Here is a 24082-nt window from a genome sequence, read left to right on the forward strand (position 1 = left end):
GTTTTGTGTCCCCGGTTTTGCGGCAATGTGCGGGACGCCTGTCGATTTCCGATCCACCGGTTCGTCGTAGGCGTAGGAGCACGTAAATCGGCAGCGCGTAAGGCGCTGACGCGGCGACTCAAGAGGAGTATCGGACATGCGCTTCATCATCATGGTCAAGGCCACCGCGGACTCAGAGGCGGGGGTGATGCCGCCCGAGGCGCTGATCGCCGACATGGCCCGCTATCACGAGGCGCTGGCGCGCGCCGGGGTGCTGCTGGACGGCTCGGGCCTGCGGCCCAGCGCGCAGGGTTGGCGGGTGCGCTACGCGGGCGAGCGGCGTACCGTAGTCGATGGGCCATTCACCGAGATCAAGGAGCTGATCGCGGGCTACACGCTAATCGAAGTGGGCTCGCGCGAGGAGGCCCTGGAGTGGTCGCGGCGCTTCCCCAACCCCGCGATCGACGGCGGCGCGGCGGAGATCGAGGTGCGGCGGCTGTACGAACTGGAGGATTTCGGCGACAGCGCGGCGGTGGAGCGCCACCGGGCGCTGGCGCGCGAACTGGAACAAGGAGGTGCGGCATGAATCTGGAGGCCTATCTGTTCCTCGACGGGCGCTGCGAGGAGGCGCTCGCCTTCTATCAGCAGGCGCTGGGCGCGGAGTTGCTCGCCAAGATGCGCTTCAGCGAGTCGCCCGAGCCGCCGCCGCCCGATCAGGTGCCGCCCGGATCGGACGAGAAGATCATGCACGCCGCAGTGCGCGTGGGCGACAGCGTCCTCATGCTGTCCGATGGCAACTGCACGGGGCGCCCGAGCTTCAACGGCTTCGCGCTGACGCTCAACGCCGACGACGAGGCCGCCGCCGAGCGGCTGTTCGGGGCGCTGGGCGAGGGCGGCGCGGTGCAGATGCCTCTGGCGAAGACCTTCTTCGCGCGCCGCTTCGGCATGGTCGCGGACCGCTTCGGGGTGCCGTGGATGGTTATCGCCGGGGCGCGCGAATGAACGCCTCCGTTCGTGTCGCGCAGGCGCCGCGACCGCCGTCGGCCGAGACGTGAGGGGTGGCCCATGCACCCGGACACGCGGCGCTACCACGAGGCGCAGGCACCCACCGAGCGCGCGATCTGCGAGGCGCTCGCGGGACACATCGACCGCGCGCTGCCGGAGGCGGAGAACAAGGTCTGGCACCGCCATCCGGTCTGGTTCATCGACGGCAATCCGATCGTGGGATACAGCAAGCTCAAGGATTGCATACGCTTACTGTTCTGGAGCGGTCAGTCCTTCGTCGCGCCGGGACTGAAACCGGAGGGCAGCTTCAAGGCGGCGGAAGCCCGCTATACGCACGCGGATCAGGTGGATGCGGACCGGCTGGCGCGCTGGCTGGCCGAGGCGCGCGACGTCCAGTGGGACTACAAGCGGCTGGTGCAACGCAGGGGTAGGCTGGAGCGCTTGAAGTAGCGCGGCACGCTCGGGCCGGGTTGGCTGCGCAGCGTTATCACGGCGCGGAGCGACGTAATGAACGGCGGATGGCATAGGGAGTTGCGGATGCACAAGAGCAGGTTGGGAAATATCGTCATCGACTGTCCCACGGAGGATCTGGCGTCGGCCGCGGCGTTCTGGAGCGCCGCGCTGGGTTTTCCGATGCCGCGGGAAGTGGACCCAGCGAGCGACTTCATCCAGCTCGTGACGCCCCCCGGCGAGGTGCAGGTCATCCTCCAGCGCGTGCACCACGAGGCGCGCGCGCACCTCGATATCGAGACGGACGCGATCGGAGCCGAGGTGGCACGCTTGGAAAGGCTGGGGGCGGGGGTGGTATCTCACGAGGCGGGTTGGGTCGTCATGCACGCGCCGAGCGGCCAGCGGTTTTGTGTTGGCAGCCCGTATCGCGGCGGCTTCGCGCAGGGCGCGAACGTTTGGCGATGATGCCGCACGCATCCGACCGGATGGGGCTGAGCGGCAAGGAAGAATTAGAGTGTCGGACCGTGGAGGGTTATTCGATGGCGTACATGTTGTTGATCGTCGAGCCGCGCGGGCAGCGCGCGCAGCGCACGGAGGACGAGGGGCGCGCCGCCTACGACGCCATGGTGCGCTTTGGCCAGGGTCTGGCGGAGCGCGGCCTGCTGATGGGCTCGAACTCGCTGCGCTCGGATGCGCAGGGCGTGCGCGTGAGCGTACGCGAGGGCCGGCGCAGCGTGGTGGACGGACCGTTCAGCGAGTCGAAGGAGATGGTGGGCGGCTACTTCCTGCTCGACACGGATGACCGGGAGGTGGCCCTCGCGGCGGCGGCCGAGTGCCCCGCGGCGCAGTGGGCCACAGTGGAGGTGCGCGAGGTCGCACCCTGTTACAGCGGCTAGGAGGTGCGCGATGTACGTGGACGGATTCGTGTTGCCGGTGCCCAAGGACAAACTCGACGCCTACCGCAAGCTGGCGCAAACGGCGGGCACGGTGTGGCGCGAGCATGGCGCGCTGGAGTACGTGGAGTGCGTGGCCGATGACGTGCAGCCGGGCGAGCAGACCTCGTTTCCGCAGAGCGTCAAGCTCGCGCCGGGCGAGACCGTGGTGTTCGCCTGGATCCGCTACGCCTCACGCGCCGAGCGAGACCGCGTCAATGCCGCGGTGATGGCGGACCCGCGCATCGCCGGCATGGAGGGCGAGGCGATGCCCTTCGACGGCATGCGCATGTTCTGGGGCGGCTTCGAGGTGATGGTGGAGCTGCCCGGCGGGGAGCCGCGCGGCGGGTGAGCGCCGAGGTCAACGCCCGCGTGGCCGCCGTGTGGCGCCTCGAGGCGGGGCGCATCATCGCCGCGCTCACGCGCTTGGTGCGCGACGTGGGTCTGGGCGAGGAACTGGCGCAGGACGCGCTGGTGGCGGCGCTCGAGAGCTGGCCCCGGCACGGCGTGCCCGACAATCCGGGCGGGTGGTTGATGGTGGTGGCCAAGCGCCGGGCGCTCGACCACCTGCGGCGCGACAAGCTGCTCGCGCGCAAACACGCGGAACTCGCCGGCGAGTTGGAGCTCGCGCAGCAGAGCGCCGACGGCGCCGCTTTCGACGAGGAGATCGGCGACGACCTGCTGCGTCTGATGTTCACCGCCTGCCATCCGTTGTTATCGATCGACGCGCGTGTGGGGCTGACGCTGCGCCTGCTCGGCGGGCTCACCACCGAGGAGATCGCGCGCGCCTTTCTGAGCGCCCCCGCCACCGTGGCGCAGCGCATCGTGCGCGCCAAGCGCACGCTCGCCGAGGCGCGTGTGCCTTTCGAGGTGCCGCAGGGCGCGGCGTTGGCCGAGCGCCTCGGCTCGGTGCTGGAGGTCATCTATCTCATCTTCAACGAGGGCTACGCCGCCACAGCGGGTGAGCACTGGACGCGCCCCGCGCTGTGCGCGGAGGCGCAGCGCCTGGGGCGGGTGTTGGCCGAACTCGCGCCGCTGGAGCCCGAAGTGCACGGCCTGCTGGCGCTGATGGAGGTCCAGGCCTCGCGCCTGCCCGCGCGGGTCGACGCGCAGGGCGCGCCCGTGCTGCTGCTGGACCAGGACCGCACGCGCTGGGATCGCCTGCTGATCCGCCGCGGCTTGGCGGCACTGGAGCGCGCCGAGGCCTGCGCGCAGGCGCTGGGCGTCCCGCTGGGTCCGTATGTGCTGCAGGCCGCCATCGCCGCCTGCCACGCGCGGGCGCCCACGCCGCAGGCTACGGAGTGGCCGCGCATCGTCGCGCTCTACGACGCGCTGGCGCAGCTCGCGCGCTCACCGGTGGTGGAGCTGAACCGCGCGGTGGCGGTGGCCATGGCCTACGGGCCCGCCGAGGGCCTGCGGATCGTGGATGCCCTGCGCGCGGAGCCCTCACTCGCCGACTATCACCTGCTGCCCAGCGTGCGCGGTGACCTGCTCGCCAAGCTGGGGCGCGCCGACGAAGCCCGCGAGGAGTTCAAGCGCGCGGCCGGGCTCACCCGCAATGATCGCGAGCGCGCACTGCTGCTGCAGCGCGCGCGGCTACCTTGAGCGCGGCAACCGGGAGCTCGTTCTCGACACCAGGAACACGGGGCCTGCCCCGGTTCCGGCGGGCGTACCTACCGGAGCTACTGCGTGGCCGCCTCAGGCGACGCTTCCAAAGCCCCGATCGAGCGCGCCCGCGGGGGGATGCAGGCCGGCGAGTCGGCAGCCCTGGGCGATAGGCCCGCCTGGAAAGAGCAGGTATAGGTACTTGATGCCGCCCTGGGGGTGGAACCGCTCGTCGAGCGCATCGTGCAACTCACGCATGTTGATGCCTCCGTCGACGTGGCGAGCGTAGTATTCCTGCATCGCGCGCACAGCGTCCCAATGATCCGCCCCCAACGCCAACCCCTCAGCGCGGGCCTGCGCGGCTGCGTCCTGCTGGCGCCAGTGCACCGGCGCGTTCGGAAACAGCGGATCGTCGCCAAACTCATTCCCGAAGATGTCCATTGCAGCACCCCCTACGCGACTTGGTTGCCGATTCAAGTGTAGAAGAATCTGCCCACGCCAACGCGGCGCAGGCGGGGGGCGGGCGGCCGATAACGAGTGCCCCTGGGGGGCTCCAAGCGGCGCCGGACGGCAGTCCTGTGCGCGCGCGCCCACGAACGAGTCGAAGTAGATCAGCGGGGAGACGGGGCATGTCTGGCTCTTTGCCGTTACGAGCAGGGAAAGCGGGTGTGACGTGCGTATGGCGGGCGTCTCCTTCGCGACCTCGGCGTGGGCCATGCGCGTCGCGCGCGCCAGCGGCTGAGCCCTCTCAGGGGCCGACCCACGCGCCATCACCGCCGCTGGCGGACCTCTGTGGAGGCAGGTCCGCTGGCCGCCTATCATCAATAGGCCGGCGTGCGTCCCGGGTTCGAATACGGAGTCACTTCGCCTAGTAACTGCTAGTTGGGGCACGATGGCTGGCCGCATCTGCTGCCTGCGACGAACACAGGAGACCCACCATGGTGTCAATGAGTGTGCCGGTAGAGGAATTCACCACCCCGGATCCGATCACCGCGAAGGAGGACATGGCCGTCGACGATCTACGGGATCTGATGGAGACACACGGCATCCGCCATCTCCCCGTGGTCCGCGGCGAAACCGTCGTGGGGGTGATCAGCGATAGAGACGTACGCATCGTGGCGGGTTTGCGGCTTGAGGAGAAGCACCAAGTGCGGGCCGCCGACATCATGGTGGCCGACCCCCTGACGGTGCTTGCCACCACGCCGCTGGATGAAGTGGCGTACGTCATGTCCGAAAAGAAGATTGGCAGCGTGATCGTCAATGATGAGGATGGTCGGTTTCTGGGCATCTTCACGGTCAGCGACGCATTGAATGCGCTGATCGAGATCGTCCGCGGGGGCGGCACGCCCGCGGCGTGATCGAGGTACCCCTCGTCACGCACGAGCTGCGGTGCCTCACGCGACCGGCGCCCGGCGCCCGACGTCCCAGGACGCGTGCGTGGTCCGGCATCGGAACCCGGTTCTACATTCCTTGGAGGGCCCTTTCTTTCCCGGAGCTGCGCAGCTCTACCAATAATTGGTTGAGCGGGCATGGACGCGCGATGCCGTAGCCCTGCGCGTAGTCAACGCCGATTTCCCGCAAGGCGGCGATCACTGCGTCGTTCTCGGCGAACTCGGCGATGGTGCGAAGCCCCATGATATGCCCGACCTCGTTGATCGAGCGCACCATTGCGCGATGGATAGGGTCGGAGACGATGTCGGCGACGAAGCTGCCGTCGATCTTCAGGTAGTTGACCGGCAGGTCGCGCAGGTAGGCGAAGGAGCTCAGGCCGCTGCCGAAATCGTCGAGGGAAAAGCAGCAACCCACGCCGCGCAGGACTGTGATGGCGCGCCTGGCCCGGCTTAGGTTGGCCACCGCCGCGGTCTCGGTGATCTCGAAGCAGATGCCTTCCGGGTCTACGCCGGAGCGTTCCAGTTCGGTCAGGACGAAGTCGAGAAAGTCGTCGTCACAGATGGACGCGCCGGACACATTGATCGCGCAGACCAGGCCGTCCGGTCTCCCGCCCTCGATCATCGAGAAGGTGGAGCGAATTACCCAGCGATCGATTTCCGGCATCAGGTCATAGCGCTCGGCCGCGGGAATGAAGGCCATCGGCGGCACCGTGGCGCCTTCCTCGTCCAGCATGCGCACAAGCACTTCCACATGAGGGGAGTGGCCCGCGCGGTCGGGGTCGAGGGCGGCAATGGGCTGTGCGTGGAGCACGAAGCGATCCTCGTCGATGGCCTTGCGTATCGCCGGCACGCGGCGCATCTCCCCGCGCCGCTCGCCGAGCTGGGCGTCGTCAGGCGTATAGACGTGCACCTTGTTGCGCCCGCTATCCTTGGCTGCGTAGCACGCGACGTCGGCGAGGCTGAGCAGTTCGGCGACCGTGCCGCTGTCCTCCACGATGGGCACTAAGCCGATGCTCGCGCCGTTCAGGAAGCTGTGGTCTTTCCAGACGAAACGAAACGCGCGAATCGCCCGGCACACCTTGTCCGCCACCCGTTCGGCATCGGACAGCGCGCAACCCCGAAGTAGCAGCCCGAACTCGTCGCCGCCCAGGCGCGCGATGATGTCCGATTCCCGTAGGTGTTCGCGGATGAGTTGCGCGATCTGGCGTAGCAGCTCGTCCCCTGCGACGTGGCCGCACGTGTCGTTGACCAGCTTGAACTGATCGAGATCCAGGTAGCACAAGGCATGGTGCTGCTGGCCGTTTCGGGCCTCATCCACCGCTTGGCGCAGCGCGCGCTCGAAGCTCTGACGGTTGAGCAGCCCGGTCAGGCCGTCGTGGCTCGCCTGATAGGTAAGCTGGCGTGCGAGCTCGCGGGCGCGGCCTACGTCGCGGAACACCATCGCGGCGCCGACTGCCGCTCCCGACGCGTTCCGGATGGGCGCCGCCACCATGGAGATGTGCACTTCCCTTCCGTCGGCGCATACCAACAGAGTCTCCTCGGCGCGCCGCAGGGGTGCCCCGTCGCGCATGCACTGCTTGACCGCACTCGGCTGTGGGTCGCCTGTGTGCTCGTTCACTACGCGCATCACGTCGTCCAGGTCGCGGCCGACGACCTGCTCGACGCTAACGCCGAGGATTTCCTGCGCGACCGGATTGAGGAACTCCACGCGTCCTGCGACGTCGGTGCGGACCACGGCATCCGCGATCGCATCGAGCGTCACCTCGGCGCGCTCCTTCTCCGCGAACAGCTCGGCTTGCGATCGGCGCACCTGATCCAGGGCGTCGCTCAACTCCTTCTGATGCAATCGCATCTGGTCGAGCATCCGGTTCATGAAACCCGCCAGATACCCGAACTCATCCCGGCGCGCGGTATCGAAGCGCACCTCGCCGCTGCCCGCGGAGATCGCCCGCGCCGTATCGACCATCGCCTGAAAAGGCGCGCTCAGCACCCGGCGCAGGATCCACACCAGACCGAGTCCGAACACGAGCAGCGAAAAGGCCATCCCGAGTAGCAGTCGCTTGCGCTGCTCGCCGATCGCCTTCTGGGCGGGCGGCTGGAAAACCCGCAGCTCTAGCATCGGCCTCTCGGCCCGGGGAATTTGCCGCACGGCAAGCGTCAGGGTCGCGCCACGCTCGCCGATGCCGAGCGACTCCTCGCCGCGGCTGACCTCGAGGCCGGCCAAACTCAGCCGGCCGATTTCGTCCTCCAGCAGGGGGGCGAGTTCGCCAAGCTGAGCATCCGGATGGCTGCCCAGCCACTGGCTCACCGCAAAGGCCGCGCGATCGGCGTTGGTGTCGTAGCGCTCGAGCAGGTGGCGTTCGGCGTTGTTCAGCAGCACGGTCGAGACGAGCACACCGGTGAGCACCAGCACCCAGAAGACGATGACCGTGATGCGGACCGGCAGCCCGACCTGCCCGTCCGCCTGCTCGACTGCCGTCATCGGAATCCGATCCCGCGCAGCGCGAGCACCATCGGGCAAATGCCGCTCATGCCGGCGCCGACGAGCGCGAATCCCACCAACCAGGTCAGGCCCCATGCATGCTGCGGATACAGCACGTAACCGACGAACAGGAACAGAGCGACGAGCAGGCGCAGGGCACGCTCCGCGTCAAAGGGAATCCGCGCGGCATACGCGCCAGCCCCTTCGGTGAGGGGATCGCGCGGGCAGAACGCACGACACAACCGCAGATTGGTGAGCCCCTCGAAGGCGAGCAGGACAATTAGCAAAAGTACCAGCGCGGCGAGCTCAAAGTACAAGCCGATGAGCAGCGCCAGCCCGAGCGCAAGTCGGAAATAGCGGTCGTTCACGGCGCCTCCTGAGGCAAGCATCCAGGGCCGGATCGGCTGCCTCTGTATTAAGATCGGCCGCTAGCGGAGCGACTTTAATCTCGCCCAGGGAAGTCGGCGAGGGGGCGGGGACGCCGCGCGTATTCGCGCCGCTCGTGTTGGATTCCCAGCATGCACCCTGGCCCGCATGCCTCATGCATCGGCGGTGACTCCGGAGAGCGCCGCCTGCCGGTCCTCTTGTAGCCCGCGCGCCGAGCGTCTCCCCCACTCCGGATGTTCCGCCGAGACCGTTGACGCCTATATGCTCGAATGCACCTCGCCCGGCGTGACTAGGGCGTCCCGCCCGCTCTCTATGCTACGGTGGCAGTCCCGCGAGCGCAGGCGGTGGCAGGAGGCGCCGTCACTGACGTGACGGGGCGGGTGGAGACTCTCGGAGGTTCCGTGGCGCTACTTGGAGTGCCTGGAATGGAACCGAGCTTACGGAACGTGCTCTCCGGCGCTTACTATCGACCATTCGCGGCACGATCACGATCGAGGGATCCCGCAAAAGGACGGGGCCAGTGGTCCGTAAGGAGCGCTAGTCGCTGCGCTCAGCGCGGACGCGCGACGACAGCAAAGGGGTTCTAGTTTCAATCTCGCGCAACTACAGGGGGCGGCGACAAACCAGCAGATCTCATAGCCGCCTTCTTTCGTGTTCTCCACGCATAAGGTGTTTGGGCAATGAATTGGTTGGCGTATCTGTTCGCCGGACTCTTGATGCTACTGGGAGTGATCAGTTTCATCCCTTTGCCAGGTGGTGTCCCTGATACGGGCGTGGCTGGCACGGAGATGGTTCTCGGGGGCGTTCTGGTCCTCTGGGGCGGTGCGCTCTTCTTGGCTCGTAGGGCGCAATATCGGGGTGGTCTAGCGACCGTGACGGGCGCGTTTCTCTTTGGAATCGGTGTTTATGTCACTCTTGCCCCGTTCACGGATCCGTTGAAGTTCCAGGCGACCGCGGGGGTGAAACTTACGGCGTCCCTGCTCTTTCTCGGGCCGGCGTTGGCGCTACTGGCCCTGGGGCATAGGAACCACGCGCGGCGGCGGGTTGCAGCCAGGGAGGCGCGATTGTCGATGGCGTCGGAGCGTCTTGTCCATGAGGGGGCTGAGCCCGACGAGGCTAAGGCTGTCGCCGGTCCCGGTCGTGTTCCCGGAACGTTACTGGATACCCTGGCGGAAATATCCTTTACGAAGGGGCCGCGCGGTGAAGACCTCTACCATCCCTATGGGTTGTTGTTCAGGGGGCGGGTAGTCGCCGACCCTGAACTCAAGGACCGGATCGTCAAGCAACACAAGGATTTCATCAGGTACGTCTTGCCGGTGGCTGTGATTTATGGGGCGTGGATGGGGCTGCGAGGGCCTCTGCTGATTGACCTGTTCGTGCTGCTTCTCGTTGCCTCCTTGTTGCAATGGCGCGTGGAACGCCTGGTGCAGGGCTTGCCTGTTTGGGGGCAACTACCCGGTGGACGGGATGTGATTCGTCGCATGGGGCGTCTCTATCCAAGCTGGTTGAAGCGGGCAATGATCCTGAACGGCCTGCTTTTGATGGTCATCGCAGCGGCGATGCCGTGGTTAATGCGGCGACCCCTCGTGGAGATTGCGGACCTCGTTGCTATCGGCGCCGGCGTGGGCATTGCCTGTGTCTTGCTCGGGATCTTACTGCTTCGGGCAGGCAAGTCAGGTGAAGGTGCTTAGCACCTCGCAATCCTTGTCGTCGTCGGCCTTCCGGCGGTATGTTATCGATCCACAGAGAAAAGTGGTCGGGGTGGTTTGCGCCTGCAGTATCGCGCGGCCGGGCCGGCCGCGCATAATAAGAAAATGGTGGCCTGAGTGTCTGATTCCACCGATTCGGTCCTGCTGGCCGACCGCGTGCGTCTGCTGTACAAGCAGATTCCAACCCTGCATTACGGTGCGCTCATCGTAGCGGTCGTAACCGTTATCGTCCTATGGGGCACCGTCCCCCGGCATTTGCTGATCGGCTGGGCCGCTTTATTCCTGCTTCTCTCCGGCATGCGGCTGCTCCTCGTGCGGCGTTTCTTCAGTCGCGAACGCGACGACGCCGATGTGCTCAGATGGCGTCACCAGACGACACTGGTCGGGGTGTTCTCGGGGAGCCTGTTCGGCTTCGGCGGGGCGCTGTTCGTGTCGTACGCGGATCCCTACCAGGTCATTTTCATCATAGTGCTGATCTTCGGTGCGGTGGGCAGCGCCATCGTCGCCCAATCCGCCTACCCGCCCGCCTACGCCACTTTCGCGTTCTTCGCGGTGGTCCCGTTCGGCGTCAGCCTGATGCTGCGCTCCGAGACGGCGTTGATGTGGATCGGCGCGCTCACGCTGGTCTACCTCTTGTCACAGTTCGGTCACGGGCGCCACTTGTCGCGCATGGTTTCAGAGTGGGTACGGGTGCGTTCGGAAAACGCCGACCTGGTCGAGCGGCTGCGCGAGGAGAACCAGCGTGCCGAGCAGGCGGTCGTGGCCAAGTCCCGTTTTCTCGCCTCGGCAAGCCATGACCTGCGCCAGCCGCTGCACGCGTTGGAGTTGTTCGTCGAGGCGCAGGGCCAGGAGCAGCTGGCGCCGCCCGCGGAGCAATTGCGTCGGCGCATGGGGGCGTCGGTCAGCGCGCTCGGCGAGCTCATCAACGGTCTGCTTGACGTCTCGAAGCTCGAGGCCGACACCGTGGAGGCGGCGCCGCGCCCACTGGCGCTTGCGCCGCTGTTCGAGAGGCTGAAGGCGGAGCTCGGGCCGCGCGCCGAGGCCGCGGGCCTGCGCCTGCGGCTCGGCGCGGGCCGCTACTGGGTCGTGAGTGACCCGCAGCACCTGGAACGCATCCTGCGCAATCTGCTCGACAATGCGTTGAAGTACACGCGCCAGGGGGCAATTCTGGTGGTTTGCCGGCGCCGCGGCGACCGGCTCGCCATCGAGGTCCGGGATACGGGCGTGGGGATCGACCCCGCCGCGCAAGCGAATATTTTTCAAGAGTTCTTTCAGGCGCACAATCCGGAGCGCGACAGCGCGAAGGGGCTCGGCCTCGGCCTGGCCATCGTCAAGGGCCTGGCGGACAGGCTCGGGCACGAGCTGGAGGTCGATTCGCGGCCGGGCGCCGGTTCGGTGTTCCGCTTGCTGCTGCCGCGCAGCGCGCCCGGCGATGTGCCGCAAAGTGCCCCCCTGGTTTCCACCGGGCCGCGAGGGTTGCGGGTGGTCGTCGTCGACGACGACGCGGCGATTCGGGCCGGGCTCGAGTCGGTCCTGAGCGGTTGGGGGTGTCGGGTGGCGGGTTACGAGTCTGCGCGCGAGTGCATCGAGGATGCAGCGCGCGGGTGGTCTCCGGATGTCCTGCTGGTGGACTTTCGGCTGCGCGAGGGCCGCACCGGGGACGCCGACGTTTCCGCGCTTCGCGCCTTCTTCAAACGTCCGCTACCCGCCTTCGTGATTACCGGCGAAACGGCTCCCGAACCCTTGAGACGTATCGCCGCCGCCGGTCTGAGGGTCCTGCACAAGCCCCTGCAGCCGGCGCGTCTGCGCGCCGCACTCGCCACCGTCGCCGCTCCGCACTGATTCCTGTGTCGGCCATGCCTGGGTCAACAATGATCCCGGGCGACACGGCCCGCCTATGCGGATCCGCATAGGCGCTAGGCAATCCAGCCGATTTACGATGCATGCCGGCGCCGTGCACCATCCCCGGGCGATTCGCGGGCAATGGGCCGGACGACGACAATGACCATGCAAACCCCTACTAGCATTCCTTCGGTGCGGGCGCAGTACCGCATTCTGCTGTGGGCGGCGGTTCTCGTCGTCCTCACTCTCGGCCTGAGCGCCTGCGGCGGAGGCGGCGGTAACCCGCCAGGGAACGGCGCCGAGGTAGGGGACGGCGCGGAGACAGGAGACGGCGGAGGCGATCCGGTAACCCCCGTCGCTCCCCGGTTCGCCTACGTCGCCAACGAGAGCGCCGATACCGTCTCCACCTACATGGTCGATGCGGACTCGGGGCGTCTCGCGTGGATAGGCAGGGTTGACGCCGGAAACGGCCCGCGCGGCGTTGCCGTCGATCCCTCGGCCCGGTGGGCCTATGTCGCCAACTACGGGAGCGACACGATCTCGCAGTACTCGATCGGCAGCGACGGCCGTCTCAGCCCGATGGCGCCTGCCGCCGTCGCGGCCGAAGCGGGCCCGGTCACCGTCGCCATCGATCCCGCCGGCCAGTTTGCCTACGCGGTTAACTTCGATGCGAACACCGTCTCGCAGTACGCCATCGACGAGGAAGGCAGCCTCGCGCCACTGTGGGCGGCCACAGTGGAAACCGGCGCGGGGCCCATCGCGCTCAGCCTGGATCCCTCAGGACGCTACGCCTACGTGGTGAACAACGGCGACGGTAGCGTTTCTCAGTACACCGTCGGGAGCGACGGGACGCTCACACCCATGGCGTTGGCAGCCGTGTCGGCGGGTTTGCAGCCGCGTGCCATCGCTCTCGACGCGGCGGGTCATGTCTACGTGGCCAATGTCGGTGACAACAGCGTGTCCCAGTATCGCATCGGCAGCGACGGCAGCCTGACTGAGATCGCCGGCGCAGTGCTCGCGGGCACCTCGCCCCACGCCGTCAGCGTCGACCCCGAGGGGCGCTACGTCTACGTTGCCAATAGCGGCGACGACACGGTGTCGCAGTACACCATCGACAGCGACGGCACACTTGCCCCGATGGCCGCCGGCAGCGTGGCAACGGGCGCGCAGCCCCGTGCGGTCACGGTGGATCCTTCCGGGCAGTACGTCTATGTGAGTAACTACGCTGACAGCAGCGTCGCGCAATACGTCATTACCGACGACGGATCGCTCGCCGCGATAACGCCGGGCACCGTCCCCGCACATGGCGGCCCAATCGGCGTGGCCGTGAGCGGCGGTGCCGCGGTAGAGAGCGTGCCACAACATGCATACGTGGCGAACGAGGGTGCCGATTTATCCCAGTACGACGTCGACAGCGATGGCACCCTCGCCCCCATGTCGCCCCACGGCGTGGCGGCCGAGTCGGCGCCGTCGGCTGTCGCCCTCCATCCTTCGGGCGCGTACGCGTACGCAGCCAACCTCGGCAGCGCCAGCATCTCCCAGTATCGGGTCGCCGCCGACGGAAGCCTCAGCCCACTGACTCCGGCGAGCGTGAGCGCCGCCGCGGGGCCCAGCGACATTGTCGTCGATCCGAGTGGCCGCTATGCCTACGCGACGGGTTATTACGGGGTCGTCGCCCAGTTCACCATCGGCAGCGACGGCACCTTGAGCCCGATGGCAACCGCCTACGCCCTTGCCGGTTCCCAGCCCCGGGCGCTTGCGGTGGACCCGTCCGGGCGCTACGTGTACGTCGCCAACTATACGGGGGCCAACATCTCCCAATATGCCATAGGCGCGGATGGCAGCCTGAGCGCGCTGACCACCCCGAGCGTCGCGACGGGCGTTAATCCGACCGCCATCGTCGTCGATCCTACGGGTCGCTATGTCTACGTGCCGAGCTATGGCTACATCGTCTCCCAGTACGCCATCGGCAGCGATGGGAGCCTTCACCCCATGGCCACACCGACCGTGGCCACCGGCCTTTGGGCCAGCGATATCGCCATAGACCCGACCGGCCGTTACGCCTACGTGACAAGCAGCGGGGAAGACAGCGTCTGGCAGTACAGGATCGACGTCGACGGCAGCTTGACGGCGATGGCAAACGCCACGGTGGCTGCCGGCGCCCGACCGACCGGCGTTGCGCTCGACCCTTCAGGCCGCTACGCCTACGTCACGAACTACAACGGGGGCGATGTCTCGCAATACCGGCTTGCCTCCGATGGCAGCCTGGACCCCATGACAACCGCCGCGGTGGCAGCGGGTTCGGGTCCGGTCGCGGTGACCGTCGGCGGGACGTATCGCTAGGGCGTGCCGGGGGTGTGTGGCGTGACAGGGCGCACTCAGCAGAGATCCCCGCGCAGCGATCAGTCCTCCTCGAGGGTCGCCACGTAGCCGAGCCGAATGGCCTTGGCGAGGGCTTCCGTGCGGTTGCTTGCGTGCAGGTGCTTGATGATGGCGGTGACGTGTATGCGAACCGTGCCTTCGGCCATCCCGAGACGGCGGGCGATGGCCTTGTTGGGCAGGCCCTCCGCAAGTAGTGCCAGCACCTCCTGCTGACGCGGGGTGAGCCCCGTCGGCGGCCTCTGCGCGGATGGAGCGGAGCCGGCGATGAGCGCCGGCGGCAGATAGATGCCCCCGGCAAGGACCAGTCGCAGTGCCTCGATGAGCAGCGCGCTGTCCGAGGACTTCGGGATATACCCGCTTGCCCCGGCGTTGACGGCTGCGGCGATGGTGTCGCGCGACTCATGCGCGGAGACGATCACGATCGGGAGCGTCGGATCGGCCTGTCGGAAACGCCGCAGGCAGTGCAGCCGGTCCTTCCCATCGCCGAGGCCCAGGTCGAGCAGGACCAAGTCCGCGTCCGGCGCCTCGCGAAGCCGCTGCAGGCCCTCCTCGCAACTGCCGGCCTCGGCGAGCGTGAGTGAACCATCGAGCCGGGGAAGCACCGACTTCAGGCCTGCGCGAAAAAGGGCGTGGTCGTCGACCAGTAGCAGCTTCATTGTGTTTGGAAATCACGCGAGAGTTCCCGGGATACTCCCGAAAGGGGGGAGGCCCGTCAATACCTGGCCCCCCCGCGCCACAATAGCTGTCACTTCTCTCGAGTGGGATGTTGTAAGAGACCGAGGAGAGCCTATGGCGGCTCCGTCGCCGCCAAGCTATACAGGAGCAGGACTTGCGCGGCCTTGAGCAGAGCGAGGACGTTCAGTGCTCCCGGCGCGTCGATCGTCTTCATGGGCAAGAACGCGGGCTGACGCCCGCCTCAGAGGGCGCGGGGGTAGCGGGAATGCGAGTCAGGCCTGGCCTGGCTCTATATCACTGGTCTCCCTCAAACTGCTTCCTCGCACGCGCGCTCGCGGCCGAGAGGCGGGCGCATCACGTCGCGCCGGCCCTCACGTCCAGACGGTCGGCGCGCGCCGCCTGCTCCGCTATCGCCGACAGCTTCAGCCAGCGCCCCACGCTGCGCGCCAGATCGTGCCGGCCATGGACCCGGATCTCGTCGCGTTGGATCGCCGGGGCTAACGGTCGCTGGCCGATCCAGATAGGGCCCATCACCCGCACGCTGGTGGTGATGTAAAGGTCCACCTCGAATCCGGGGTCCGACTGGCACAGGTCGACGTCGCCGTCCTCGATGAGCAGCCACCAGCGCCGCAGCTCCGGCGGCGCGTCGCTGTAGTCGAACTGCACCACCGTGCGCCCCGGCGGCAGAACCCCGGTATCGATGCGCCGGCGCATATCCCACATGAGCACGCCCGCGTCCCAGTCCGGGCCGTCGGCGGCGCTTTCCACCCAGCGCCGGCCCCACAGGCCCATGGCGATGATGATCGGGCCGAGCGCCTCGCCGGCCTCCGTCAGGCGGTAGGCGCCGCCGCCACCGCGCTCCACGATGCCGTGGGTGACGAGTTCCCGCAGGCGCCGAGCGAGGAGGGGGCGCGACATCAGCGGCACGCCGCGGTGGATCTCATTGAAGCCGGAGGACCCGCTGATCAATTCGCGCAGGATCAGCGGCGTCCAGCGCCTGGTCAGCACCTCCGAGGCCTTGGCCACGGGGCAGAACTGACCGTATCCGGTTCGGTCCGTCATGGTGCTTCTCCCTTGCCGCGTCCGCACAGTCGTGCCCGACGCGGGGCGGCTGTCCGGTTCAGTTATTGAACTAGGCGGACGGCAGACGCTTTGGGATGCTGAATTGCCGGCGCGCTGCCGCGCCCGGCCCCTTCAGACCATGAAGGAGACTAGCCATGACAGTAGCACGCCGATCCATCGACAGCCGAATCCGCCCGCACCACGCCGGGGGCGGGCACAGGCTGCGCCGCCTGGCGCCGCGCCGGGCGCGCGCGATTCGGAGCGGCACACGCTTCCAGGCCGATTTCCCGGCCTTCCACGAGCGCTACGCCGAGGGGCGCGCCACCACCGTACCGCGCGACCACGGGATCGTGCACGGCACGCGGTACTGACGGTGCGGCGACAGCGCGATTACCACACCGATCCATAGGAGGATGCCATGCAGAATCAGCACTCCCTCGCTCGGACGGCAGGCGCTTTCTCCCTAGCCGTCCTGATGTTGCTCCTGCTCGGAGTGGCGACGGCGGTACACGCGGCACCCGATCCGATCGCATCGAAGCCGCTGACTCAGCGCCATGTGTTCGTCGGCGACGTCTCGATTCAGATCACCCAGGAGCTCGAAGGGCTGCCGGCGCAGACCGTGAACATCGATGACGGCTCGCACGTGGCCGTGATGGAGTTCACCATCCAGCCCGGTGCCGTGTTTCCCTGGCACACCCATCCCGGCACCGTGCTGATCAACATCACGGAGGGTGACTTCGTGTTCTTGTTTGCGGAGGACTGTATGGAGCGCGAGTACGGGCCGGGCATGGCGCTGGTCGATCCCGGCAACACCGTGCACACGTCCTTCAATCCCAGCCGTGATGAACCGACCGTGGTCATCGCGACGTTCCTCGGCGTACCGGAGGAGGGTCCGCTCATGAGCCCGGTGGAGGAGGGCCAGGGCGCCGACCTTGATGCGCGATGCGGCATCGAGCGCGGCCCCGACGGCAACATGCTGTCCGGATACTGAACCCCTTGCGCGGTATCGGCGGGATGCGCGGCGGCTGAAGCGCCGTCATCCCGCCTCCCGCGCCCGGCACTCCCACTCCGCGGCCCGTTCCGGCCCGCTGTCGAGCGCCTTGGCGGGTTGATCCAGCTATGCGCGCCGAGCATCAAGGTCTGCCGCAGTGCCAGGCTGCACTGCTCCGTGAGCCGTCCCGCCAGATGCTCCACCGGTTCCCCATCCGGCGCGGTGCCAGCCTCTGCTCTCGCCGAGAGCCCCACGCCATACAAAGACCGCGGCCGGTACCGGCCGGTGCCCTGTCCTGGGCACCCGCTCACACTACATCTGCAGCACCCGCGCAGCTAGGAGCACCCATAGCGAGACGAGTACGAGCATACTCAGGAAGAAGGTATTTCGACGCATCAGGACGTTTCGATCGCGCATATGCACCGTCCCGTGCAGGAGGCGGGTGGCGACGTAAGCCCACGCCAGAGTGACCAACAGCGCGTCGACCACCCCCGCGACGTAGCTGATCAGCGCGGCGGTATAGAACAAGACCGGCATCTCGAAAAGATTCGAATAGTGCTGGTAGGCGGCGCGCATGTATCCCGGCGGTTCGGCCCCCGCGCCGTACCGAAAGTACTCCACACTCAGACCCGCGCCCACGGCTTTGAATGCGCGCGCTAACATCACCCCCGTCACCACGAAGCTCCAGCCCACCAGGGCGAGCACGGGGTATAAGATCATTTTCTGTTCCATCATCGCCCCTCGGTCGTTCCGGCGCGTGCCGACACGACGAGGATGGTATGCATTTAATTTATGTTCAACGACATAAAAAGGAGGGGGGGAATGTTCTACACCAAGGCGCACAAGCAGAAGAGTCGGGAGCGCATACTCGAAAGCGCCAGCCGCCTGTTCGCGCACCGCGGCTACGATTCGGTGTCGATTGACGAGCTGATGCACGATGCCGGTATGACACGCGGGGCGTTCTACAACCATTTCGAGGATAAGGCCGAACTTTACGCAGATGCCATCATGTACGCCGCCACGCGGAGCCCGCGGGCGGCGGAGCAGGCCGGTGCGACCTCCTCGGCCGCGTCCCTTGGCGCCTTCCTGAATACCTATCTCTCCCGTGCGCACGTCGAAGACGTCGAAACGCCCTGTCCGCTCGCGTTTCTCGTTACCGACGTCGGCGCGCGCAATGGCAAGGTTCGAAGGGCCTACACCAGGGTCTACCGTAGCCTGGTGCGGCTTATCAGCAAGCGACTAGGCGACATGCGGGCGCATGACCGACGCGACACCGTTATGGCGGTTACCGCATTGATGATCGGCGGGGTTGCGGTTGGGCGCGCTTTGGACGATGCACAAGTCACAGAGAGGCTGTTGCGCAGCTGTCGCGTTACCGCACGGCGCCTTCTTGAAGAGATACGCGAGTAACCGTGGCATACGCCTGCAGTCCCCGCCAGCCGGCCCGGGCGGCGGCAGGGCAGCGGCATCGCGTTCGGCCGTCTGATACGGGGTAGCAGTCGGATGCGGTTTTCTGCGCACGGGCTGCGGCCGCGGCCGCCGGGGCCGTCTACGCACCCTCATGTCCACCCTCATATCCGCCGGTGTTGCTAGCGTGAGAAGACCGCCATGCCTGTGGGCGCGAAGATCTGCCCGCTGTAGTAGCGGGAATCGGCGGACGCGAGAAAGACGTAGCTCGGCGCCATCTCGATCGGCTGGGCGGGGCGGCCCCAGAGCGTGTCCTTGCCGAACTCGCCGACGAACTGTTCGTCGCGGGTCGAGGGGATGAGCGGCGTCCACACGGGTCCGGGTGTCACGCAGTTGATGCGGATGCCCCGCTTGGCGAGCGTGGGGGCGAGTGACTTGGTGAGGTTGTCGATGGCCGCTTTGGTCCCAGCGTAGTCGGTCAGGTAGGGGTTGCCGGTGGCTCCCACCACCGAGCCGGTGTTGATTATGCTGTCGCCCTCGTGCAGGTGCTCCAGCGCGGCCTGTGTCACCCAGAAGTACGAGAAGATGTTGGTGCGGAACGTTCGCTCGAGCTGCTCGGGCGAGATATCGGCGAACTCGCTCGTCTCGACGTGATAGGCGGCGTTGTTGACCACGATGTTCAGCCCGCCGAACGCCTCGACCGTGCGCGCCACTAGGCTGCGGCAGTGCGCCGGGTCTTGAAGGTCTCCGTCCATCGCGAGCGCGCGGCGCCCGGCCTTCTCGATCCACCCGGTCGTGTCGCGGGCGTCCTCGTGCTCGTTGAAGTAGGAGATGGCTACGTCGGCACCTTCGCGCGCGAATGCGATCGCCACGGCGCGCCCGATGCCGCTGTCGCCGCCGGTAATGAGCGCCTTCTTGCCCTTCAGCTTGTTGCCGCCCTGGTAGGACACCTCGCCGTGATCGGCCTGCGGGTCCATGCGTGAATCGAGCCCGGGCCACTCTTGAACCTGGGCGCGTGGCGGACCGGGAAGGCGCTCGTCCGTGAGCGGATTCATGTTCAGGTTTGCCCCGTGGTGCTGTCCTTTGCTGGTCATCGCTGGGTCTCCCTCCAGAGAGCGTCTTGCTCAAGCGGAAGCGCTGGATCAGGGGTATATCCTGCCGCGCCGGGGATCGCGAAATCCCTTCACCATAGCGCCGAGCGGCGTATTTGCAATGAACCCTTGGCAAGCTCGCTGATTCGCTTCCGCACGGCCGGTTGATCTGAATCGCCCGAGCGCCCGCAGCTAGCGGAGCCATAACTCGAGCGGCGCCGCGCATTACGTGAGATGAAGAATGAGCCGCCTCACGGAGGGAGCGTAGCTGTAGCTGCTTACTGGAGAGAGGGGCGCTGAACGAGTGCGGGACTACTTTCCACCTGCGAATTAATGGTTTAGGGAAGACGTATGGCAGCCAAGAAGGGGGCCATGATCCGCATCGGAGTGCCCCCACCTTGTAGGCCGCCCCGCGCCCGGATGCGGGGCCTAGGGAGCGGTGCTCGCCGCGGGCTGTGCCGGCGCTAACGGCAGGCGGATGACGAAGCGCGTGCCTCGCCCGTCTTCGGGCGTGTGCACCGCGATGTCGCCCCCGTGCATGCGGATCGCCGCCCGGCATAAGTGCAGGCCGAGCCCCAGGCCGGACTTCTCGGGGTGGAGACGCTTGTACCGCTCGAATACCTGCTCGCGGGCGGCAGGCGGAATGCCCGGGCCGTAGTCCCGCACGCTGATGAGTACGTAATCCTGCTCGCCGACCAAGTCGACCTCGATGGCGGTGCCGGAGGGGCTGAACTTAATGGCGTTGTCCAGGAGGTTGGTCATCGCCTGCTCGATCCGCAGGCGGTCCACCAGGGTAGGCGGCGCGGCATGAGCGCGCAGGCGTATGCGGTGGGTCGGTGCAGCGGCCTGCGCGGCGTCGACGCAGTCGCGCACGAGTGCCTCGAGGTCGCACGGCTCGGGATCGATCGGGAGCGCGCCCTCCGCGAGGCGCGCTGCATCGAGGAGGTGCTCGATCAACCGCGCCTGCTTGTCGCTCTGGCGGAGAATCCCCTGAAGCGCGCTGTGAAGCTGATCATCCTGGGCAGCGGCGCTGCGGCGGAGGGTCACGAGCGCGGCCTCCGCGAAGCCCATCACGCCCGCGAGCGGCCCGCGCAGCTCATGCCCCAGCATCTGCAGCATCTCGTCCTTGGCGGCGAGTGCTGCCTCGGCCTCGGCGCGCGCCGCGCGCTCCTCGGCAAGTGCCGCGCGCTCTCGTTCGAGCTCGCCCTGTCGGCGCAACTGGCTCACCATCCACTGGACGCGTTCTGCGGCCTCGGTGCCTTCGATAACGGCCTGCGGCGGCTCGTAATAGAGATTCGGGTAGGTCTGGTCCTCGAGCGCCACCACCGGGTGGACGCGTAGCGCGTCATGGCACACGCCCGCCGGAAAACGCGTTTGGTCGTAAAGGCACACGGCCACCAATGGCTCGCCGGGGTAGAGGTCGTTGCCGAGCGCCTCGTAGTGGATGAGCTTGTTATGGCCGACCCCCATTTGCAGCGCCCAGGTCATCTCGGCGACCACCCTCAGGCCGTCGTAACCCGCGTGCAGCGCGTCGTTTATCGCCTGACGCACGTAGCCGATCATCGCCACGGGGTCGAAGCTGCCGTTGGGGAACGAAACCTCCCAGCGGTCGACCAGCACGAGCGCGCCGCGCGCTTCTGCACCCCGCACATCGATGCCCAGTTCGGTGAGGCGTGCGCGTACAGGGTCCGCGCCGTGCTCGCCCACCACGAACACGCTGCGCTCGTTGGTGCGATGCAGGCCGGCGGCGAGAAACGGCGCGACCATTTGGATCGGATCGTCACCCTCGCCATACAGCAGGCAGGCATGCTGTCCTCGGTGGAGATCCTCAATCCTTCGGCTGTCGCTGCATCCGCCCATGCGCTCCTCCCATTGTGTCGACGCCGCCGCGCGTTGGCTGTGGGGGCTGAGGCTCGGTAGGGTATGACGTCCCTTCCGGAAGGGTATGAGGGTACCAGGAATTTTGCGCTTCGGCCCGTCACGGGCGGGGCCCCTTGCCTGAGCCGTGAGCGGTGGGATCCGACCGTTGACAGGGCGCACGACATTTGCGGCATTTCCTTCCCGCGCTAGCCGCCGAGCGGCACAGCCGGGGGCTGCTCGGTCGCGCGGGCGCGGAGCCATCCCCTTGTTGTAGGTGACATGACGTGATATCTGAGGGTTGCACGGCGCAGCCGCGACACGTCGCATCGGGGGGGTCATGAGCAGCCGGCGATCATCGTACGCATTCATGTTGGTGTGGCCCCTCGTCACGTGCTGCGCGTGGGCGGCTGAGCATGGGCTGGATTTCTCCGGCGGGCGTACCTACTTTGAGCAGGCCTACATCCAGCCGAGCATCACGCGCATCGCCTTCGACGATGGCGAGGTGGTGCTGAACGACCGCTACCGGGCGCCGGCCGCTGCCTTCGAACGTGGCGTGTGGCCCGTCCCGCCGCCCTTGGACGATACCGCGCCGTGGGTGCGTCCGCTGTATCCCGATCCCGCCAGTCCGCCGCCGTCCTGCGTCGCCACACGCGTCAAGGTGCCCGAGGCGCTGCCGCAGCCGCCCCGCGCGCTGGCCTGTGCACAAGACCGCTGGCTGCTGTTCACGGGCGGCTATTGCCCGGAGGGCGAGAATATCACCGGGCGCATCTGGTTCTCGCGAGCTGGCGTGCTCGAGGAGCTGAACGTCATACCCCGATGTCATTCGCCGAACGCCGGGCTGATCCACGGCGACACGCTGTGGGTGGGGACCGACGAGCCGGTGGAGAAGTACGGCCCGGACACCGGGGTGCTGCTGGAGATGGTGCGGGTGCCGGGCGAGCCGCTCCAGGTGCGTCATCACCTCAGCGGCGGCGCGATTACGGCGCTGGCGCTGGCACCGGACGAGCGCACGCTGTGGGCGGTCTCGCCGGTCGGGGTGCACCGCCTGGACCTCGAGACCCGCCGCTGGCGGCATCACTACTGGCGCTATCGTCTGGGTGACGATGGTCAGCAGATCGAACTCCACATGAGCGATGCGCCGATGTCCGCGGAAGACTACGACCTCTGGTCGCCGCTGCTGGCGCTACCCATCCTGGACCGCGGCGCCTTCATCGCCGGCTTTCACGCGGCGCCGCGCCTGCGTGAGTGGCACATTCACGTCAACTCGGTGGCCTTGTGGCCACACTACCGCGACGCGCTGCTGGCTGCTTTGTCGCGTCCAGCGGAGGAGCGTCCCCGCCAGTTCATGCACACGCACGACCGGCTGCTCATGCTGGTGCTGGACGCGCGGGTGGTGGACGCGCAGGCGCAGATCAGCGCACTGGACCGTATGCTGCTCGCGGCCGCAAACGCCGATGATCGTCGCTTGATCGTCTCGCGCCTCAACGCCGACACGGCGGATCGGCTGCGCGCGCACGGTTCCGTGATCGACGGTCTCGATGCCGCGGGCCTCGACGGCGAGCGCGCGTTCTACCGCGCGCTAGACGCCCGGGACGCCGGTGTGTGCGACATGCTGGCGCGCGACGCCCATGTGCGCGCCGTCGCCGAGGGCATCGTCAGGGACCAGGGCCGCGACGCGCGGACCATCGAGCGGTGCGGGGCGCCTCCCGAGCCGCCGCCGCCGAGTCCGGAGCCGCGCCCGGCTGCCCTGCCGAGGATCATGATGGGAACCGAGGTGGGTCCTCCACCCGATGGAACAAAACCTTGTGCGCATTCGAGGACCTTTGAAACCACTTGTAAGGAATGAGACTGCCGCTGACATCGCCGCGATCCGCGACGTGACCGTCGCCGCGTTCGCGACGCTGGAGATCAGCGACCAAACCGAGCATTACATCATCGCGGCACTGCGCGCGGCCGGGGCGCTGGCGGTATCGCTGGTCGCGGAGGTGGAGGGCCGAGTGGTGGGGCACATCGCGTTCTCGCCCGTGACCGTCTCGGACGGGGCGCGCGCCTGGTACGGGCTGGGGCCGCTTTCCGTACTGCCGGATTACCAGCGGCAGGGCATCGGGACGGCGCTGGTGCAGGCCGGGCTCGTGCGCCTGAAGACCTTGGGCGCGCGCGGCTGTTGCCTGGTCGGGCACCCTGAGTACTACCGCAAGTTCGGGTTCCATAACCTGCCGGGGCTCGTGTACGAAGGCGTGCCGTCGGAGGTGTTTCTCGCGCTCTCGTTCGATGGGCGGGTGCCGCAGGGTAGGGTCACGTTCCACCCGGCCTTCGGCGCCCGCGGCGACTCGGCCCGCGGGCGCGCGCAGGGTGCGCGCGCCCGCACGCCTGACTCAGAAGATCATCACCTGATAACCCTCGGCGGCGAGGGCACGCAGGCTGGGCAGCCCGGCGGTGCCGGGGGCGGCGTTGTCTTCCAGGCGCTTGAAGCCGGCCTGCTGGGCATCGGCGGCGGCGCCGAAGAAATCCGAGCAGGTGGCCGACACGCCGGCGACCTTATCCTGCACGGAGGTGTAGAGGCCGTTCAGCGGGTGGTCGCCCTTGGCGATGCGCGCCGCCCAGCGGGTGCCGGCGCCGAGGAAGATCAGCGTCACGTCGTCGCCTGCCTGCTTGAAGTCGTAGGTCACGCCCAAGGCGTTAAAGACGCGCCCGAGCGATTCGTCGTTGTTGGCGTCCGGGTCGGACATCACCACGATGGCAGCCTTCATGTTCTCCTCCTCCTTGGCCGGGAATGCAAAATCCGGTTAAGCATAAACAGTGTGCCGCCGGTTTGCGACCGGCGACCGCTCA

The 24082-nt window shown here is 67.3% G+C and carries 24 protein-coding genes and 1 pseudogene; 16 read left to right on the forward strand and 9 right to left on the reverse strand.

Going from position 1 to position 24082, the window contains the following annotated elements:
- Positions 1–136 precede the first annotated feature (136 nt).
- The 7 genes from HUS23_08615 to HUS23_08645 all read left to right on the forward strand — a co-directional run bounded on the left by HUS23_08615 (position 137) and on the right by HUS23_08645 (position 3971).
- A complete protein-coding gene (locus HUS23_08615) occupies positions 137–565 on the forward strand; it encodes a YciI family protein (protein QKT03875.1) in 429 nt (142 codons plus the stop codon).
- Positions 562–981 (forward strand): VOC family protein, encoded by a 420-nt coding sequence (locus HUS23_08620; protein ID QKT03876.1) that lies wholly within the window; start codon positions 562–564, stop codon positions 979–981. The genes HUS23_08615 and HUS23_08620 overlap by 4 nt, the downstream gene beginning before the upstream one ends.
- A 63-nt stretch (positions 982–1044) precedes the next feature.
- On the forward strand, positions 1045–1434 hold the full coding sequence (locus HUS23_08625; GenBank protein ID QKT03877.1) for a DUF1801 domain-containing protein: 390 nt from the start codon (positions 1045–1047) through the stop codon (positions 1432–1434).
- Positions 1435–1521: 87 nt separating this feature from the next.
- Positions 1522–1899 carry a VOC family protein gene (locus HUS23_08630; protein ID QKT03878.1) on the forward strand — a complete coding sequence of 126 codons (378 nt, stop codon included), beginning with the start codon at positions 1522–1524 and terminating at the stop codon, positions 1897–1899.
- Between the two features lie 74 nt (positions 1900–1973).
- A complete protein-coding gene (locus tag HUS23_08635; GenBank protein QKT03879.1) occupies positions 1974–2330 on the forward strand; it encodes a dehydrogenase in 357 nt (118 codons plus the stop codon).
- Between the two features lie 10 nt (positions 2331–2340).
- Positions 2341–2718: a DUF1428 domain-containing protein gene (locus HUS23_08640; protein ID QKT03880.1), complete on the forward strand. Its 378-nt coding sequence runs from the start codon at positions 2341–2343 to the stop codon at positions 2716–2718.
- Positions 2715–3971, forward strand: a complete 1257-nt coding sequence (locus HUS23_08645) for an RNA polymerase sigma factor (protein QKT03881.1) — start codon at positions 2715–2717, stop codon at positions 3969–3971. Before HUS23_08640 ends, HUS23_08645 begins: the two co-directional genes overlap by 4 nt.
- Positions 3972–4064: 93 nt before the next feature.
- Here the strand turns inward: HUS23_08645 and HUS23_08650 are convergent, their stop codons facing one another.
- Entirely contained in the window at positions 4065–4412 is a 348-nt protein-coding gene (locus HUS23_08650; protein ID QKT03882.1) for a TusE/DsrC/DsvC family sulfur relay protein, read from the reverse strand.
- Between the two features lie 497 nt (positions 4413–4909).
- Here HUS23_08650 and HUS23_08655 point away from each other — a divergent pair, with 497 nt between their 5' ends.
- Positions 4910–5329: a CBS domain-containing protein gene (locus HUS23_08655; protein QKT03883.1), complete on the forward strand. Its 420-nt coding sequence runs from the start codon at positions 4910–4912 to the stop codon at positions 5327–5329.
- A gap of 103 nt (positions 5330–5432) precedes the next feature.
- On the opposite strand, the gene HUS23_08660 is transcribed toward HUS23_08655, so the two are convergent.
- Positions 5433–7844: an EAL domain-containing protein gene (locus tag HUS23_08660; protein QKT03884.1), complete on the reverse strand. Its 2412-nt coding sequence runs from the start codon at positions 7842–7844 to the stop codon at positions 5433–5435.
- Entirely contained in the window at positions 7841–8212 is a 372-nt protein-coding gene (locus HUS23_08665) for a DUF2892 domain-containing protein (protein QKT03885.1), read from the reverse strand. Before HUS23_08665 ends, HUS23_08660 begins: the two co-directional genes overlap by 4 nt.
- A 699-nt stretch (positions 8213–8911) precedes the next feature.
- On the opposite strand from HUS23_08665, the gene HUS23_08670 reads away from it, so the two are divergent.
- From HUS23_08670 to HUS23_08680, 3 genes are all read left to right on the forward strand, one after another.
- Positions 8912–9922, forward strand: a complete 1011-nt coding sequence (locus HUS23_08670) for a hypothetical protein (protein ID QKT03886.1) — start codon at positions 8912–8914, stop codon at positions 9920–9922.
- Positions 9923–10096: 174 nt separating this feature from the next.
- Entirely contained in the window at positions 10097–11782 is a 1686-nt protein-coding gene (locus tag HUS23_08675) for a response regulator (protein ID QKT03887.1), read from the forward strand.
- Between the two features lie 159 nt (positions 11783–11941).
- Positions 11942–14125 (forward strand): beta-propeller fold lactonase family protein, encoded by a 2184-nt coding sequence (locus tag HUS23_08680; GenBank protein ID QKT03888.1) that lies wholly within the window; start codon positions 11942–11944, stop codon positions 14123–14125.
- Between the two features lie 59 nt (positions 14126–14184).
- Here the strand turns inward: HUS23_08680 and HUS23_08685 are convergent, their stop codons facing one another.
- Both HUS23_08685 and HUS23_08690 read right to left on the reverse strand, forming a co-directional pair.
- On the reverse strand, positions 14185–14820 hold the full coding sequence (locus HUS23_08685) for a response regulator transcription factor (GenBank protein ID QKT03889.1): 636 nt from the start codon (positions 14818–14820) through the stop codon (positions 14185–14187).
- A 373-nt stretch (positions 14821–15193) separates the two neighbouring features.
- Complete coding sequence (locus tag HUS23_08690; GenBank protein QKT03890.1) at positions 15194–15901, reverse strand: helix-turn-helix transcriptional regulator; 708 nt, start codon at positions 15899–15901, stop codon at positions 15194–15196.
- A gap of 155 nt (positions 15902–16056) precedes the next feature.
- Here HUS23_08690 and HUS23_08695 point away from each other — a divergent pair, with 155 nt between their 5' ends.
- A complete protein-coding gene (locus HUS23_08695) occupies positions 16057–16272 on the forward strand; it encodes a hypothetical protein (protein ID QKT03891.1) in 216 nt (71 codons plus the stop codon).
- Between the two features lie 47 nt (positions 16273–16319).
- Positions 16320–16892: a cupin domain-containing protein gene (locus HUS23_08700; GenBank protein ID QKT03892.1), complete on the forward strand. Its 573-nt coding sequence runs from the start codon at positions 16320–16322 to the stop codon at positions 16890–16892.
- Positions 16893–17204: 312 nt separating this feature from the next.
- Here the strand turns inward: HUS23_08700 and HUS23_08705 are convergent, their stop codons facing one another.
- Entirely contained in the window at positions 17205–17624 is a 420-nt protein-coding gene (locus HUS23_08705; protein ID QKT05019.1) for an MAPEG family protein, read from the reverse strand.
- A gap of 90 nt (positions 17625–17714) precedes the next feature.
- Here HUS23_08705 and HUS23_08710 point away from each other — a divergent pair, with 90 nt between their 5' ends.
- Complete coding sequence (locus HUS23_08710) at positions 17715–18302, forward strand: TetR/AcrR family transcriptional regulator (GenBank protein ID QKT03893.1); 588 nt, start codon at positions 17715–17717, stop codon at positions 18300–18302.
- 179 nt (positions 18303–18481) lie between these two features.
- Here HUS23_08710 and HUS23_08715 read toward each other — a convergent pair whose 3' ends face one another.
- Both HUS23_08715 and HUS23_08720 read right to left on the reverse strand, forming a co-directional pair.
- Positions 18482–19354 (reverse strand): SDR family oxidoreductase, encoded by an 873-nt coding sequence (locus HUS23_08715; protein ID QKT05020.1) that lies wholly within the window; start codon positions 19352–19354, stop codon positions 18482–18484.
- Positions 19355–19819: 465 nt separating this feature from the next.
- Entirely contained in the window at positions 19820–21250 is a 1431-nt protein-coding gene (locus tag HUS23_08720; GenBank protein ID QKT03894.1) for an MEDS domain-containing protein, read from the reverse strand.
- Between the two features lie 367 nt (positions 21251–21617).
- Between HUS23_08720 and HUS23_08725 the strand changes: the two genes are divergently transcribed.
- Together HUS23_08725 and HUS23_08730 are read left to right on the forward strand one after the other, a co-directional pair.
- A complete protein-coding gene (locus HUS23_08725; protein ID QKT03895.1) occupies positions 21618–23096 on the forward strand; it encodes a hypothetical protein in 1479 nt (492 codons plus the stop codon).
- Positions 23041–23571 (forward strand): annotated as a pseudogene (locus HUS23_08730) (N-acetyltransferase). Before HUS23_08725 ends, HUS23_08730 begins: the two are co-directional and overlap by 56 nt.
- Positions 23572–23625: 54 nt before the next feature.
- Here the strand turns inward: HUS23_08730 and HUS23_08735 are convergent.
- Positions 23626–24000 carry a DsrE family protein gene (locus tag HUS23_08735; GenBank protein ID QKT03896.1) on the reverse strand — a complete coding sequence of 125 codons (375 nt, stop codon included), beginning with the start codon at positions 23998–24000 and terminating at the stop codon, positions 23626–23628.
- Positions 24001–24082: the final 82 nt, after the last annotated feature.

It is taken from the genome of Ectothiorhodospiraceae bacterium 2226 (assembly GCA_013348725.1).
GTDB lineage: Bacteria > Pseudomonadota > Gammaproteobacteria.